Annotated in this window: 12 protein-coding genes; 7 read left to right on the top strand and 5 right to left on the bottom strand. The window is 59.0% G+C overall.

What is annotated here, in order from left to right; all coding sequences use genetic code 11:
* Window positions 1–107: 107 nt before the first annotated feature.
* Window positions 108–2,858 carry an alpha-L-rhamnosidase gene (locus JAO77_RS02495; protein ID WP_198988690.1) on the bottom strand — a complete coding sequence of 917 codons (2,751 nt, stop codon included), beginning with the start codon at window positions 2,856–2,858 and terminating at the stop codon, window positions 108–110.
* A 143-nt stretch (window positions 2,859–3,001) separates the two neighbouring features.
* On the opposite strand from JAO77_RS02495, the gene JAO77_RS02500 reads away from it, so the two are divergent.
* Both JAO77_RS02500 and JAO77_RS02505 read left to right on the top strand, forming a co-directional pair.
* Window positions 3,002–3,217 (top strand): hypothetical protein, encoded by a 216-nt coding sequence (locus JAO77_RS02500; RefSeq protein WP_144850559.1) that lies wholly within the window; start codon window positions 3,002–3,004, stop codon window positions 3,215–3,217.
* A 47-nt stretch (window positions 3,218–3,264) separates the two neighbouring features.
* A complete protein-coding gene (locus tag JAO77_RS02505) occupies window positions 3,265–4,104 on the top strand; it encodes a DNA/RNA non-specific endonuclease (RefSeq protein WP_198988691.1) in 840 nt (279 codons plus the stop codon).
* Window positions 4,105–4,211: 107 nt separating this feature from the next.
* Here the strand turns inward: JAO77_RS02505 and JAO77_RS02510 are convergent, their stop codons facing one another.
* The 3 genes from JAO77_RS02510 to JAO77_RS02520 are packed head-to-tail and all read right to left on the bottom strand — an operon-like array spanning window position 4,212 to window position 9,966.
* Window positions 4,212–5,648, bottom strand: coding sequence for a TolC family protein (locus JAO77_RS02510; RefSeq protein ID WP_198988692.1), 1,437 nt, complete (start codon window positions 5,646–5,648; stop codon window positions 4,212–4,214).
* Entirely contained in the window at window positions 5,641–8,835 is a 3,195-nt protein-coding gene (locus JAO77_RS02515; protein WP_198988693.1) for an efflux RND transporter permease subunit, read from the bottom strand. The genes JAO77_RS02510 and JAO77_RS02515 overlap by 8 nt, the downstream gene beginning before the upstream one ends.
* A 24-nt stretch (window positions 8,836–8,859) precedes the next feature.
* Window positions 8,860–9,966 carry an efflux RND transporter periplasmic adaptor subunit gene (locus JAO77_RS02520; RefSeq protein ID WP_198988694.1) on the bottom strand — a complete coding sequence of 369 codons (1,107 nt, stop codon included), beginning with the start codon at window positions 9,964–9,966 and terminating at the stop codon, window positions 8,860–8,862.
* A 504-nt stretch (window positions 9,967–10,470) separates the two neighbouring features.
* Here JAO77_RS02520 and JAO77_RS02525 point away from each other — a divergent pair.
* Window positions 10,471–11,556 (top strand): acyltransferase family protein, encoded by a 1,086-nt coding sequence (locus tag JAO77_RS02525; RefSeq protein WP_198988695.1) that lies wholly within the window; start codon window positions 10,471–10,473, stop codon window positions 11,554–11,556.
* Between the two features lie 47 nt (window positions 11,557–11,603).
* Here the strand turns inward: JAO77_RS02525 and JAO77_RS02530 are convergent, their stop codons facing one another.
* Window positions 11,604–11,750 carry a hypothetical protein gene (locus JAO77_RS02530; protein ID WP_198988696.1) on the bottom strand — a complete coding sequence of 49 codons (147 nt, stop codon included), beginning with the start codon at window positions 11,748–11,750 and terminating at the stop codon, window positions 11,604–11,606.
* 194 nt (window positions 11,751–11,944) lie between these two features.
* Between JAO77_RS02530 and JAO77_RS02535 the strand changes: the two genes are divergently transcribed.
* From JAO77_RS02535 to JAO77_RS02550, 4 genes are all read left to right on the top strand, one after another.
* Window positions 11,945–12,277: a hypothetical protein gene (locus JAO77_RS02535; protein ID WP_198988697.1), complete on the top strand. Its 333-nt coding sequence runs from the start codon at window positions 11,945–11,947 to the stop codon at window positions 12,275–12,277.
* Window positions 12,278–12,356: 79 nt separating this feature from the next.
* Window positions 12,357–12,545 (top strand): hypothetical protein, encoded by a 189-nt coding sequence (locus JAO77_RS02540; RefSeq protein ID WP_198988698.1) that lies wholly within the window; start codon window positions 12,357–12,359, stop codon window positions 12,543–12,545.
* 41 nt (window positions 12,546–12,586) lie between these two features.
* Window positions 12,587–13,486, top strand: a complete 900-nt coding sequence (locus JAO77_RS02545; protein ID WP_198988699.1) for a helix-turn-helix domain-containing protein — start codon at window positions 12,587–12,589, stop codon at window positions 13,484–13,486.
* A gap of 129 nt (window positions 13,487–13,615) precedes the next feature.
* A complete protein-coding gene (locus JAO77_RS02550) occupies window positions 13,616–14,683 on the top strand; it encodes an SDR family oxidoreductase (protein WP_198988700.1) in 1,068 nt (355 codons plus the stop codon).
* Window positions 14,684–14,700: the final 17 nt, after the last annotated feature.

Here is a 14,700-nt window from a genome sequence, read left to right on the forward strand (position 1 = left end):
GAATTTAACATGAACTAAGCTGTCACCAGGCCGTACACGGCGCTAGCGAAAGTGAGTGGATTATTTTGCTATAAGTGAGGCAGCCAATGAGTTAGCTTGCGGATGCGCTACTTGACCTCTAGCTGGTAAGTGCCCGCCACCAGCTCATACTGCCGTAGCGGCCCCGTAACATGCCGCACCCGAATGGCTGACGAAGTGGCTGCAAGCGGCCGGCCGGCTTCATACACCACTTGGCCGGCAGCTACGGGCAGCGTGAGCGTAGCGGTAGCATTGGGCGGCACGGTAACGGAGTAGGAGGTGCCTGCCCCCTTCTTCTTCCAAGCCGACTTGATGAGGCCGTAGGGCCCTAGGTGGCGCGCCTCAAAGTGGTCGAGCCCAGCCACGGCGTGGGGCGTGAGCAGCACATTTTTAAAGCCCGGCTGCTGCGGGTCGGGCTTAATGCCCCCTAGGCCTTTGTAGAGCCAGGCGCCAACCTCACCGAACATGATGTGGTTCATCGAAATGTCGCTTTTGGCGTCGATGGGCCAGTTTTCGTAGAGCGTGGTGGCGCCGTTGGCTATCCACCAGCCCCAGGAAGGGTAGGTTTCCTGTGCGGCTAGGCGGTAGGCCACATCGGCTTGGCCGTTCTCGCTTAGGGCCCCTAGGATGGCTTTGGTACCAAGCAGGCCCACGTCGAGGTGGTAGCTGTCGGCGGCCACCCGGCGGGCCAGGTTAGCTGCTACTTTCTCGCGGAGCTCATCGGGCACCACGCCCCAGTACAGCGGCACGCTCAGCTCGGTTTGCACGCCGCTGCCATAGAGATTGGTTTGCCGATTCAGGTACTTGGCGTTGATGGCGTTGCGGATTTTTTGGGCCAGCGCGGCGTAGCGGGCAGCATCGGCGGGGTGCCCCAGCAGCTTAGCCGCCCGAGCCAAAATAGAGGCGTCGGTGAAATAGTACACCGAAGACGTTAGCTCGACCGGCGACTTCGACTTGACCGGTACCCAGTCGCCTAGGCCCCAGTCGGTGAGCCCGGTGGGGCTGCGCGCCTCGATGTGGTCCACGTAGCGCTTGAGGTTACCGTAGCAGTCGGCCAGCGGCTTGGTGTCGCCGTAAAACAGGTAGAGATTCCAGGGAATGATGGCGATGGTGCTGGTCCAGTCGGGGCCGTTGCCCCACTCGTAGCCCCAGCCGTCGCTCGGAATAATGGAGGGCAGCACGCCGTTGGGCTGCTGCTCGTCGCGGTGGTCGGCCAGCCATTTCTCATAAATGGTGATGCCATCGAAGTTGTAGAGGCCGGTTTCGCTAGCGATGTGGGCGTCGCCGGTCCAGCCGTTTTTCTCGCGCTGGGGGCAGTCGGTAGGGTAGCCAAACAGGTTGGACAAGTACGAGTTATTAGTCGCCCACCAGATTTTGTTGAGCGTCGGATTGGCCGAGGTGACCTGCCCGACCGGGGCCACATCGCTGTGCATAAAGTAGCTGGTGAGGCTGCCAGCGCTCAAGGCCAGAGGCCGGCTGCTGGTCACCTCCACATACTGGAAGCCCTTGTAGTTGAACGAGGGTATAAAGGTCTCTTCGCCCTTACCACCTAGGGTGAAAATATCGGTTTGAAACGGGTCGCTCTTATCGGTAGGCCGGTAGTGCACATCGATGTTCGATTGGTCGACGTGACCATCGGGGTAGCGCCGCTCGCCGTGCTTGAGGTGCAGCACCGTGCCGGCTGGGCCCTGCGCCCGCAGCTGGCTAACACCCGAGATGTTGCGCCCTAGGTCAAATACATAAGTGGTGTCATTAAGCTTGGCCACGGCCTTGCTTGGTATCGCCTCCACATTGCGGATGGGCTGCATGGCCTGGGCCACGATGCGGGTCGAGGGCGCGGCGCGCGGGATGACAGCCTGCCACTTGATGTCATCAAAATCGGCCGTGTTCCAACCCGGTTGCTCGCGGCGGGCATCGTAGTGCTCGGCGGTGTAGATGCTGTTAAATACCAACGGGCTCAGGGCCGTTTTCCAGTTTAGGCCCGACGTCACGGTGGTTACTTTATCTCTAGCGTCCGTTAGGCGCAGGTCGAGGCAGAAGGTGGGGCGGTTGCGCCAGGGTGCCTCGTGGAAGTACCACACGGCCGTCGATTGGTGGTTGTACCAGCCATTACCCAGCAGCACGCCCACCGCGTTTTTGCCAGGGCGCAGGTAAGGCGTCACGTCGTGGGTCACGTACAGGGTGCGCCGGTCGAAGCGCGTGTATATGGGGTCGAGGCGATGGTTGCCCACCTTGCGGCCATTGATATACAGCTCATACAGGCCGCCCACGGCAATGTAGGCTCGCGCCGACTTGAGGCTCCTAGGTGCCTCAAACGTGGTGCGGAAGTAGGGGGCCGGCTTCAGGGCCACGTCGCGCGAGTCACTTATCCAGGTGCCTTGCCAGTTGGCTTGGCTCATCAGGCCGGTTTCGAAGCTGGCAACTTGGCTCGCGGCGCCTTTGGCACTGGCACCGGGCCAAGTCTGGACCCGCCAATAGTACTTCGTAAACGGCCGCAGGGCCGGCCCCCCGTAGGCTATCAGTTGCCGAGCCGAAGGCACGCGGCCCGATGTCCAGGCCCCGGCCGCGCCCCGCGCTACGGCTAGTGAGTCGGAGGATACGGTGAGCTGGTAGGCCGTTTGCACGGCCCCGCGACGGTCGTCGTGCAGGCGCCAGGTCAGGCGGGGGCGGGGCGCATCCAGGCCTAGGGGGTTGGTTAGGTACTCGCATTGCAGGTCGATGGGCGTGCCGGGCGCCTGGGCCCTGGCGGCCGAAGGCACTAGTAGCGCGCCCCCACCAAGAAAACCAACCCAGCCAAGCGAACTTATCCAACCGACTAAAAGAGCACGGAAAAAAGCCATAACGCAACGGAAAAAGCCAACTGCCAAACCAGACCGCCAAGATAACGGTCTAGCTGCTGGCTGCCAGTTGGTCCACTAGCCTACGTGGTAGCTATTCACCCTTTTAGGCTTGCCACAGCCGTTGTCCTTGCGTATATTCATACATGGAACTCCTCCTCAAAACTCTCGCCCACCATTGGGGACTGAGCCAGGCGCAGTACTGGCACTTGCACCTGCTTAGCTCCGTATCGGTGGGGCCGCTGCTGGGCATCTTGTACCTGGTGTTTTTCGACAAGCGCGCGCGGCGCCGGGCGCAGGCTGCCCGCCTGAAAGCCTCGATGTGGGTGGGCGCCGATGGGCGGCTACTTATCTACCGATAGGCTGCTACCCACGGCGAGCCCATCTTTGTGGGCTCATTTGCTACTGCATGAACCATCTATTATCTCGCCTCGGCGCTTGGGCGGCCCTAGGGCTGCTCGTTGCCGCTTGTGCTAAAGACGACGTGGCCCCGGCCGCCGACCACCTGGCCCTAGGCAACCCCAGCGGCGCGGTGGCTAGCCTCACCTCGCCCACCAACTACCTGCTCAGCAAGCCGCAGTACGCGCTCTCCTACAACCGCGACCAGGGCAAGCCCAACTGGGTGTCGTGGCACCTAGACGGGGACGACCTAGGCAGTGCCGCTCGGCAAGACGACTTTCGGGCCGATGAAAGCTTGCCCGCCGACTGGTACCGGGTGAAAACCAGCGACTACTCGGGCTACGGCTTCGACCGGGGCCACAACTGCCCCAGCGCCGACCGCACCGCTTCGGAGGACGACAATTCGGCTACCTTCTTGATGACGAACATGATGCCCCAGGCCCCGCAAAACAACCAGCGCACCTGGGCTGACTTAGAAGAATATTGCCGCACGCTGGTGCGGGCCGGCAATGAGCTCTACATCATTTGCGGCTCGTATGGTCGGGGTGGCACGGGCAGCGAAGGCTACTATACCACCATCGCCAGCGGCCGGGTCACGGTGCCCGCCCGGTGCTGGAAAGTAGTAGTAGTGCTGCCGGCCGGCACCAATGACCTAGGGCGCGTCACGAGCAGCACCCGCGTCATCGCCGTTAACACGCCCAATAACGTCAATGTCAACGCCGCCTGGGGCGGCTATCGCACCAGCGTCGATGCCATCGAAAAAGCCACCGGCCTCGATTTGCTCTCCGCCTTACCGCTGGGCGTGCAAGACGCGCTAGAAGCCAGTACCGATAAAGGTCCCACCAACTAGCACTCAAGCAGGCTGCGAAAGCGCCGGCCGCAAACCGTGACCCTAGGGCACAAAAAAGCCGCTCCCGGCCTGGAAGCGGATTTTTTGTGCCCTAGGAGCGGCTATAACTAGTACCAGCCGCCGCCCAGCGCCCGGTACACATTCACCGTAGCATTGAGCTGCTGCATCTTGGTCTCGGTCAAGTCAAACTTCGATTCCAAGGCGTCGCGCTGCGTGAAGAGCACTTCGGTGTACTCAGCCCGCACAGCCTTGAATAGGCTGTTGGAGATGCGGATAGACTGGTTCAGAGCCTGCACTTCCTTCAACTTGGCGTCGTAGCTCTTCTGCAGGTTGTCAATATTGGAGAGCTGGTTGGCTACCTCCACGTAGGCGTTCAGTACGGTGCGGTCGTAGTTGTATACGGCTTGCAACTGCACGGCATTGGCGCTGTAGTAGATGGCCTTGATGCCATTGCGGTTGATGAGCGGAGCGACCAAATCGCCAGCCAAGTTGTACAGCATCGACTGGGGCGAGGTGAACAGCAAACCGGGCTTGAAGGCCTCGAAGCCGGCGCCACCTGAGATGCCCAGCGAGGGGTAGAAGTTGGCGCGGGCCACCTGCACATCGAGCTTGGCAGCCACTAACTGCTGCTCGGCCTGCCGAATATCAGGGCGATTGTTGAGCAACTGCGCTGGAATGCCCGCCTGAATGGTGGTCGGCACTAATGCATTAAACGCCTGGTAGTCGCGTACGATGGGCTGCGGATAGCGGCCGGCCAGGAAGTTGAGGTGGTTCTCGGTTTCGGTGATGCGCTGCTGCGTCTTGTACTGCAGGCTGATGGTGTTCTGCACCTGCGCCTCAAAACGCTTCACCGCTAGCTCCGTCACGCGAGCCGATTCCTTTTCCTGCTTCACGATGCGCAGGGCGTTTTCCTGAATCTCGATGTTCTGCCGAATGATAGCCAGCTGATTGTCAAGGGCCAGTAGCTCGTAGTACGAGTTGGCAATCTCGGCAATGAGGTTGGTTATCATAAAGTTCCGGCCCTCTATCGAAGCTAGGTAGCGCGTAGCGGCCGACTTGCGGGCGTTGCGCAGCTTGCGCCAGATGTCCACTTCCCAGCTCGCCGACACGCCCACTTGGTAGTTGGCTAGTGGGGTAGGGTTGGCGCGGTCATCCCGAATGGGAACCCTCTCTTCTGTGGCACCTTGCAACGTGTAGCGACCGGGCTTGGCTACATCAGCCCTCGCCCCGATAGAAACGGAGGGCATGTAGTCGCCGGTGCGCGCCCGGATTTCGTTGCGAGCCAGCTCTAGCTCCTGCGTCGTGATGTTCAGCTCCTGGTTGCGCTGCAAGGCGCTGTCGATGAGGACTACCAGGTTGGGGTCGGTGAAGAATTGCTTCCACCGCGTGCGGGCGGTGTTGGTGCTGTCCGCGGGGGCGCCTGCGTAAGTGGCCGGCGTGGTGCGGTTTTGGTTGCGCTGCGTCAGCTCCGGAAGTTTGCAAGCCCCCACCGTCAGCGCGAGGCCGACGGCGGTTAGGCCCTGATAAATGCGTCTTTTAAGCATGGGTTATACCTTCTTCGTCAACTAAAACACGCGGCTCAAACCCTTCGCTTACTGGATATTCGTTCTCGTCGTCAATCAGCTTGCTCTTCGAGGCCATCGTGCCGAACACGTAGTACAGGCCGGGCACGATAACCACCCCGAACACGGTGCCGAACAGCATGCCGCCTAGGGCCGCCGTGCCGATGGTGCGGTTGCCGATGGCGCCCGCGCCGGTGGCAATCACCAGCGGAATCAGACCAGCGATGAAGGCAAACGAGGTCATCAAGATGGGACGGAAGCGGGCCTTGGCGCCGGCAATGGCCGCGCTGCGCACGCTCATGCCGTGCTCGTGCTCCTGCACCGCAAACTCCACAATCAGTACCGCGTTCTTACCCAGCAGACCCACTAGCATCACGAGGCCCACCTGGGCGTAGATGTTGTTGGCCAGGCCCATTACCTTGATGAGCAGGAAGGCGCCGAAAATACCAGCCGGCAGCGACAGGATAACTGCCAGCGGCAGCAAGAAGCTTTCGTACTGGGCGGCAAGCACCAGGTACACGAAGGCAATCACAATCAGGAAGATGTAAATGGCCTCGTTGCCGCGCGATACTTCGTCTTTCGACAAGCCACCCCAGTCGATGTCGTAGCCCCTAGGTAGGGTTTTGGCCGCTACTTCCTGCACAGCCTTGATGGCCTCGCCCGAGCTGTAGCCCTGGGCCGCATCGCCCCGGATAGAGGCCGTGGTGTACATGTTGTAGCGGTTGATTTCGTTGGCGCCTTGGGTTTTCTCGATTTTCATGAAAGCCGAGAACGGTACCATTTCGCCCTTGTCGTTCTTCACCCACATGTCCAGGATGTCCTTGGGCAGGCGGCGATACTCAGGCGAAGCCTGCACATACACCTTGAAGAAGCGCTGGTACTTGATAAAGCCCAGCTCGTAGGTCGAGCCAATCATGATGCTCAGCGTGTTCATGGCGTTGCCAATGCTCACGCCTTTCTGCATGGCGAGGTCGTTGTCAATCTTCAGCTCGTACTGCGGATAGTTGGCCGAGAAGAAGGTGAACAGGCCAGCCAGCTCCTTACGCTTTTTGAGCTGCGCGATAAATTCCTCATTCACTTTTTCCAGCGCCTTGTAGTCGCCCGAGTTGGTCTTATCCAGCAATTGGAGCTGGAAACCGCCCGCGGCGCCGTAGCCCGGTACTGCTGGTGGCTCGAAGAATTCGATGGTCGCGCCGGGAATCTCGTGCGCCTTTTTTTCCAGGTTCTCCACGATGTCGTGGATGGACTCTTTGCGCTCGCTCCACGGCTTCAAGCTAATCAAGCAGGTACCAGCGTTCGAGCCGCGACCCTCGGTCAGTACCTCATAACCCGCTAGGGTCGAAATGCTTTCGATGCCAGGCACATCCTTGGCCAGCTGCTGCAAGTGCTGCGAAATGTCGTTGGTACGCTCTAGCGTCGAGCCGGGAGGCGTCTGGATGATGGCATAGAGCATACCCTGGTCTTCGGCCGGGATGAAGCCGCTGGGCAGCTTAGACGAGATGCCGAAGATGCCGAGAGCGAACACAATCAGAATGCCGAAGGTGAACACGCGGCGGTCAACCAGCTTCTCCAGCAGGTTGGTGTAGCGGCCGGTCAGGCGCTCAAAGCCCCGGTTAAACCAGTCGATGAAGCGGTTGATGGGCGTCTTCTTGCGAGGCTGGCCGTGGTTATTTTTCAGAATCATGGCGCAGAGCACCGGCGTCAGGGTCAACGCCACCACACCCGAAATCACGATAGACGTAGCCATCGTAATCGAGAACTGGCGGTAGAAGATACCCACCGGGCCACTCATGAAGGCCACCGGCACGAACACCGCTGTCATCAGGATGGTGATGGCGATAATAGCACCGCTGATTTCGCCGATTACTTCCTTCACCGCCCCAAAGGGTGAGAGGTGTTTCTCCTCCATCTTGGCGTGCACGGCTTCCACCACCACAATAGCATCGTCGACCACGATACCAATGGCGAGCACCAGTGCAAAGAGCGTAATCATGTTGATGGTCAGCCCGAACGCCTGCATGGCCGTGAACGCGCCAATGAGCGACACCGGCACGGCGATAATCGGAATGAGCGTCGAGCGCCAGTCGCCCAGGAACAGGAACACCACGATGGCCACCAGAATAAAGGCGTCGCGCAGGGTGTGTACTACGTTCTCGGTCGAGGCGTCGAGGAAGTTCGACACGTCGTAGCTGATTTTGTAGTCCATGCCAGGGGGCATGGTTTTCTTCAGCTCTTCTAGTTTAGCTTTTACGCTCGTGATTACGTCGCTAGCGTTCGAGCCGTAGGTCTGCTTCAGCATGATAGCCGCCGAAGGGTAGCCATCGAGGTTAGAATAGATATCGTAGAATTCGCTACCTAGGGACACGTCGGCCACGTCTTTTAGGCGCAGCATCTCGCCATTAGAGTTAGCCTTTAGAATCACGTTCTTGTACTGATTCTCGTCGTTGAAACGACCCTGGTAGGTCAGCACGTATTCCAGTGCTTCGGCGCGGCCCCCGTCGGAGCGGCCGATACGGCCCGGCGAGCCAATCACACTCTGCTCGTCTAGGGCCTTCATTACATCGTCGGCCGAGATGTTATAGGCACGCATGCGGTCGGGCTTCAGCCAGATGCGCATGGCGTACTGCCGGCTACCTAGGATGCTCGCGCGGCCGATACCGTCGATACGCTGAATCTCGGGTATCATGTTGACCCCAGCGTAGTTGAACAGGTACTTCATGTCCGTGTTCTTGTCCTTGCTGTACAAGTTCACGTACATCAGCATGTTGGGCACCACGCGGTTTACGATGAGGCCCTCGCGCTGCACCAGCACCGGCAAACGGTTCACCACCTGCGCAATACGGGTGTTCACGTTCACCACCGCCTGCTCGGGGTCGGTGCCTAGGTTGAAAACAATCTGGATGTTGGCCTCGCCGGCGCTCACGGCGTCGGAGGTCATGTACTTCATGCCCGGCACGCCGTTCACGGCCTGCTCCAGCGGGATGAGTACCGACTCGGTGAGCACCTTGGCGCTAGCCCCGGGGTAAGCGCAGCTCACCATGACCATGGGCGGCGAAATCTCCGGAAACTGCGAGGTCGGTAGGGTCTTGATGGCCAGCACGCCCATGAACACGATTACCACCGAAATCACGATGGCAAACACTGGCCTACGAATGAATTTACTGAACATATTTCACACTAATAAATTGACAGACTACTCGCTGTACACCTTCAGCTTGGGCAGCACTTGCTGCGGGCTCTCGTAGGTGTAGCTGATTTTCTCGCCATCCTTCACCTTGCGAATGCCTTCGAGCAGAATCTTGTCGCTGGGCGTGATGCCGTCCTTCACGATGTAGAGGTCAGGCATTTCTGAGGCGATGTTCACTTCCTTTTGGTGCACCACGTTGTTCTTGTCCACCACGTACACGAACTTCTTTTCGAGCACTTCGAAGGTGGCTTTCTGCGGAATGATGAGGGCGTGCTTTAGCGGCACTGTCATCAGCACGCTGCCAGTTTCGCCGTTGCGCAGCAGCCCGTCGGGGTTGGGGAAGGTGGCGCGGAAGGCAATGTTACCGGTTTCGTTATTGAAGTCGGCTTCAATGGTTTGCACCTTGCCGGGGTGGGGAAATACCTCGTTGTTGGCCATCTTCAGCTCCACGTTCACGGCCTTATCACCAGCCTTGGCGTGTTCCTTATAAGTTAGGTACTCGGCCTCGGGCACGTTGTAGTACACCCACATCTTGCTGTTGTCGGAGAGGCTCGTTAGCAGGTCGCCCTCGTCTACCAGGCTACCTAGGCGGGCCTGGAAGTGGTCCATAATGCCCGTAAACGGCGCGCTGATGGACGTAAACTGCAAGTGCGTCCGAGCCAGCGACACATCAGCCTTGGCCTTGTCATACTTGGCCTTGGCCAGCGCCAGCTCGTTCTTCGATACGATGTTGCTATCGGCGAGGCTTTTCGTGTTTTTGTACTCGATGCCTACGTAGCTGGCCTCAGCTTGCGACTTTTGCAGGTCGGCATTGTAAATCAGGGGCGTAATCTGGAACATCGGCTGCCCCTTGCGCACCGTCTGGCCCTCGTCCACGAATATTTTTTGCAGGTAGCCTTTTTCCAGCGCGCGCAAGTCGATGTGCTGGTAGGCATGAATCTGGGCTACGTACTCTTTAGTAATGGTCGTGTCCTTTTGCAAAGGGCTTGTGACCAATAATTTAAGCAGCTCTTCCTTTTCTTCTTTCTTATCCGCGCAGCTGGTAAAAAATACGCCACCCGAACCTAGGAGCGCGAGCAATAATGTTCTCTTTATAAATGCAGTAAGTACCATCAGATAGGTGCTTGGTAATCCCGGAAAATGTGTGGTGTTTCAGAAGTGAGCTGATGAAAGGCCGCCCCCGTGCGATGCAGAAGGGGGTAGGCGCTATGCTGTCAGCCCGTGGTGGTGGTGCCGCTGTAGACGGCGGCTATGCGTACCAAATAAATATTTTTACATGCTTCGCAAGTGGCTCTGCATAAGGGCAGAAGTCGGTTAATACCAGCGTGAAAGCCGGTCTTAAATCACGTTTGGGAGAGCAAAACCGGGGAATAGGTCGGCGGGCAAATGCCTACGTCGTGCTGGGTTATACAAATTTCTTCATCTTGCCATTAAGACAATATGAAGGAATGGCTGTCAATAATTTAGGCGTTCTTCATCTAAGGAAAAACCTTAAAATCAGGCTTGGTAGATAGCTATAATTCAATAGTTTGTGCAGGGGCTGTAGTAAAGTGGGCAACCAGCTTTCTGAAGAAAACTTCAAAAAGATTGATGATTTGTAAAAAGTAGCTTTGCTGCATGGAGCCAACCTCTCCCCACCCGCCTGCTCGCTACTATGAAATCGACTTGCTGCGCTTTGTGGCGGCGGTGGCCGTGGTGCTGTACCACTGGGCCTACCGCGGCTACCACGAGGGCCACCTGAGCCCGGTAGACTACCCCACACTGGGCCAAGTGTGCAAGTATGGCTACCTAGGCGTGGAGCTGTTTTTCCTGATTAGCGGCTACGTCATCCTGCACAGTGCGCAGGGCAAAACGCTAGGGCAGTTTGTGGTGTCTAGGGTGCGGCGCCTGTACCCGGCCTACTGGGTAGCGTGCACGCTCTGCTTTGTGGCGATGCGCCTATACCGGCCCACTTACGGAGGGGCCGACTGGTCGCCGCTTTTCGACGTGTCGCTGCGCGACTACTGCTACAACCTGAGCATGTTGCAGGCTTTTTTCGGGGTGCACGACGTCGATGGGGTGTACTGGACCCTAACCGTAGAAATTACCTTCTACTTTCTCATCAGCTTGTTACTGGCGTTTGGCTGGTTGGGGCGCTTGGTGCCGGTGCTGGCCGGTTGGTTAGGATACTGCACCCTGGTGGGCCCCAGCGAAAATGCGAGCCCTTTCGGACTGTTGTTATTTCCGCGCTACGCGCCGTTTTTCATAGCCGGTATGCTCCTATACCTGCTGCAAGCTAAGCAGGTGGCGCGCTGGCAGCTCGGCGGGCTGCTGCTCTGGGCCTACGGCCTGAGCGCACAGGCAACTTGGGCCGATACGCTCGATAAAAGCGTTTTTTTTCGCGACACCTTTTCGGGGCCGCTGGCGGTGGCGCTACTCACGGGGAGCTACGGGGTCTTGCTGCTCGTTACGGCCCGTAGGCGCCGGCCAGGCTGGGCCCCGTGGTTGGCAGCAGCGGGCTCGCTCACGTACCCCGTTTACCTACTGCATCACAACATGGGCTACCTCGTGCTACTGCACCTAGGCGGGCGCATAGAAAAACATGTGCTGCTAGCGGCCATGGTAGTGGTGCTGCTGGTGCTGGCTTGGTTACTGCACCGCTACGTAGAGCGGCCGTTGGGCAAAAAGCTAGGCGAAAAAATGCAGCTATTAGCGGCCGCCTAAATCCAATAGCCGCCCCTAGAAGCCAGGCGCTAGCGTAGTAGCCTTGGCTACCAGAAGGCTCTTACTACCAGCACAAAAAGCGCCAGCGCGGCTAGTAGTACCCAAGCTATAATATTAGAGTTGAACGGCTTGGTGTATTCGTGCTTGCGCGGGCGTCGCCGTTTCTTGGCGCTGAAGGTGAGGCTGCGAGTCATGGGAGAGCGACTAGTTAGAAAGACGCAAACAGAATAAATATCATCCTGAATATAAGGCACGCAGTAGTACACTTGGCAGCAAGCGAACAAACTTAATTTTAGGGGTACTGAGGTTAGCTAATCAACAGTTCCCCTTATCTGACCTAGGCGAGCGCCTCTGGGGTGAGCGGCACGACGCTTGCAGGAGGGCTGGTATGATGAAAAAACTTATTCTCCTAGGTGGGTGCCTGTGGGCCTTCGCCGCTCAGCCAGCCCAGGCGCAAACCAGTCAAGCCGATATCGTGGTTATGAAGGTGCTGGAATCGCGGCTCGGCACCCGCATCGTGGTAGCGCGCAGCCGAGGTTTCGCCGACGAAATAGAAGTGAAGCCTAACCTAGCTAGCGACGAAGCCAGGCTTATGCGAGATTCGGCTGAGAAAATACAAGAGGTGTTAACAAAGCTCTACCAGCAGGGCTACGCCATCAAAAGCTCCTTCAATAGCAGTGAGGGCGGCCAGAGTACCCTAGTATTGGTAAAAGAGCAATAAGCAGGCCGCCAGGTCGCTGTGCACTAAATAAGGTGGTCAGTACGTTCTCAATAGGAAATTATTTTAATCCTATTTGACCATGAAATTATTTGATAAAATGCGGGCCATGTTCACGCCGAAACCCGTGGTGGTACCGCCCGCGCCGCTTTATTCAGACGAGGAATTTCTGGAGTTTATCGCGGCGCAGGCCCGCAAGCGCACTCAGGAGGAGCAGGCAAGCCAAAACAAGCCAGCTGGCCCAGCCGCCCCACTGGGCAACGCTGCCTAGGGCCGGCCGCAACCATTGCCCGGCCCGGAGGTTAACAGGCGATGGAAACGCCCGCGCTACCCACTTTCGGCTTCGATGCCTACCCCCAAACGGCCGAGCCACTGCAACCCAAGCCGCCTACCGAGGCCCTGGAGCAGCTGGTGGTGTATCGGCGCGAAGAGCGGTTTGCCACCTGCCGCCAGCATATCGAGCTACACCGGCGCGCTTTTTATAAGCTCTCGATGATAGCGGAAGGTGGGGGATACTTTACCCTAGACAATGAGGTGGTGACGGTGGCGCCTATGTCCATCTTGCTGGTGCCGCCCGGCACTGCCCTGAGCTGGCGCCTACACGAAGGCCCGCAAACGGGCCTATACTGCTTTTTCTCGCCCGATTTTTACAACGCGGGCCTGCTACCCGGCTACCAGCTCGGGGCCGTGCTGGCGGGCGGCGCGCCTTACGTGTACCATGCCGCCTCGCCAGAAGAGTATGCCGCGCTGGCTCAGAGCGGTGAGCAGCTTTACGCCCAGCAGGCCCACCTCGAAAAGGCCCGCCACCACCTGCGCCTGCTGCTGGCCGATGTGCGCGAGTGGGAGCACCCTGCTACCCTCGCCACCGCCCAGCCGCCCGTAGTGCAGCAATTCTTGCAATTGATAGCGGCGCGCCTGGCAGCGGCTACCGAGCCGGTATTGGCCCTAGATGCCTACGCCGCCGACCTCTGCCTAACGCCTAAGCAGCTGAGTGCCTTGTGCCGCCAGGCTACCGGCCAGAGCGCGGCTAACTTGCTCAAGGAGAAGGTGGCTACCGAGGCTAGGGTACTGCTGACAGGTACGCAGCTGCCCATTAGTGACATTGCCTATCGGCTTACGTTTTACGACGCGGCGCACTTCTCGCGTTGGTTTCGGCAGGCGGTAGGGCAGGCGCCGTCGGCCTATCGGGCGCAATTCACGACGTACAAGTAATTCGGCAGTTCGTACAAAGAGGCCGCTGGGTGAGATAGGTAGCTTTGCCGATAGGTGCCCTAGGGCACCGCTCACCCGGCAGGGGCGCCCTAGAGCACCTCATCGCCACTCTTTTTTGTACGTACTTCAATGGAAAAAATCGCGCTTATAGTAGGAGCCAGCGGCATTATTGGCAGCAACCTGGCCCACGAGCTCATTGCCACGGGCTGGACGACCTACGGCCTGGCCCGCCGTCCCCAAACCGATGTAGCCGGCCTGCACCCCGTGGCGGCCGACCTGCTCGACCCCGCCAGCCTCGACGCGGCCCTGGCCGATGTCAACCCCACACACGTGTTTTTGACCAGCTGGCTGCGCAACGACACCGAGGCCGAGAACATTCGCGTGAACGGCGGCATGGTGCGCAACCTGCTGGCCGCGCTCAGCCCCAAAAAGTCGGTGCAGCACGTGGCCCTCGTCACGGGCCTCAAGCACTACCTAGGGCCATTTGACTCGTATGCCCGGGCCGGCGCGCTGCCGCCCACGCCAGTGCGCGAAGAAATGCCCCGGCTCGACGTCGCCAATTTTTACTACGCCCAGGAAGATGAGGTGTATGCCGCCGCTGAGCGCGATGGCTTCACCTGGAGCATCCACCGCCCGCACACCATTATTGGCAAGGCCGTGGGCAACCTCATGAATATGGGCAGCACGCTGGCCGTGTACGCCAGCATTTGCAAGGAAACCGGCCGGCCCTTCCAGTGGCCAGGCTCGAAGGCGCAGTGGGAAGGCTTGTCGGACGTGACCGACGCCCGCGTGATTGCTAAGCAGTTGGCCTGGGCCGCTACAGCCGAGGCGGCCCGCAACGAGGCCTTTAATATCACCAATGGCGATTACTTCCGCTGGAGCTGGTTGTGGCCGCGGCTGGCCGCTTGGTTTGGCATCGAGGCCGCGGGCTTCGATGGCACCGTGCACCCGCTAGAAGAGACTATGGCTGGTGATGCACCGCTATGGCGCGAGATAGCCACGCGCTATAACCTGGCCGAAGCCGACCTCAACCGGCTGGCCTCGCCCTGGCATACCGACCTCGACCTAGGGCGACCCATCGAAGTGATGACCGACATGTCGAAGAGCCGCCAAGCGGGCTTCCACGTGTACCAGCGCAGCGACGAGTCGTTTTTTGACCTCTTCGCCCAGCTGCGCGCCGACCGGCTGATTCCGTAACCTGCTTTCTCCTTGCT

Origin of the sequence: Hymenobacter sp. BT559 (assembly GCF_016427535.1) — a bacterium.
GTDB lineage: Bacteria > Bacteroidota > Bacteroidia > Cytophagales > Hymenobacteraceae > Hymenobacter.

Coding starts and splice junctions, on each gene's coding strand:
- JAO77_RS02495 (WP_198988690.1), bottom strand. CDS start 2,858: ATGGCTTTTTTCCGTGCTCTTTTAGTCGGTTGGATAAGTTCGCTTGGC.
- JAO77_RS02500 (WP_144850559.1), top strand. CDS start 3,002: ATGGAACTCCTCCTCAAAACTCTCGCCCACCATTGGGGACTGAGCCAG.
- JAO77_RS02505 (WP_198988691.1), top strand. CDS start 3,265: ATGAACCATCTATTATCTCGCCTCGGCGCTTGGGCGGCCCTAGGGCTG.
- JAO77_RS02510 (WP_198988692.1), bottom strand. CDS start 5,648: ATGCTTAAAAGACGCATTTATCAGGGCCTAACCGCCGTCGGCCTCGCG.
- JAO77_RS02515 (WP_198988693.1), bottom strand. CDS start 8,835: ATGTTCAGTAAATTCATTCGTAGGCCAGTGTTTGCCATCGTGATTTCG.
- JAO77_RS02520 (WP_198988694.1), bottom strand. CDS start 9,966: ATGGTACTTACTGCATTTATAAAGAGAACATTATTGCTCGCGCTCCTA.
- JAO77_RS02525 (WP_198988695.1), top strand. CDS start 10,471: ATGGAGCCAACCTCTCCCCACCCGCCTGCTCGCTACTATGAAATCGAC.
- JAO77_RS02530 (WP_198988696.1), bottom strand. CDS start 11,750: ATGACTCGCAGCCTCACCTTCAGCGCCAAGAAACGGCGACGCCCGCGC.
- JAO77_RS02535 (WP_198988697.1), top strand. CDS start 11,945: ATGATGAAAAAACTTATTCTCCTAGGTGGGTGCCTGTGGGCCTTCGCC.
- JAO77_RS02540 (WP_198988698.1), top strand. CDS start 12,357: ATGAAATTATTTGATAAAATGCGGGCCATGTTCACGCCGAAACCCGTG.
- JAO77_RS02545 (WP_198988699.1), top strand. CDS start 12,587: ATGGAAACGCCCGCGCTACCCACTTTCGGCTTCGATGCCTACCCCCAA.
- JAO77_RS02550 (WP_198988700.1), top strand. CDS start 13,616: ATGGAAAAAATCGCGCTTATAGTAGGAGCCAGCGGCATTATTGGCAGC.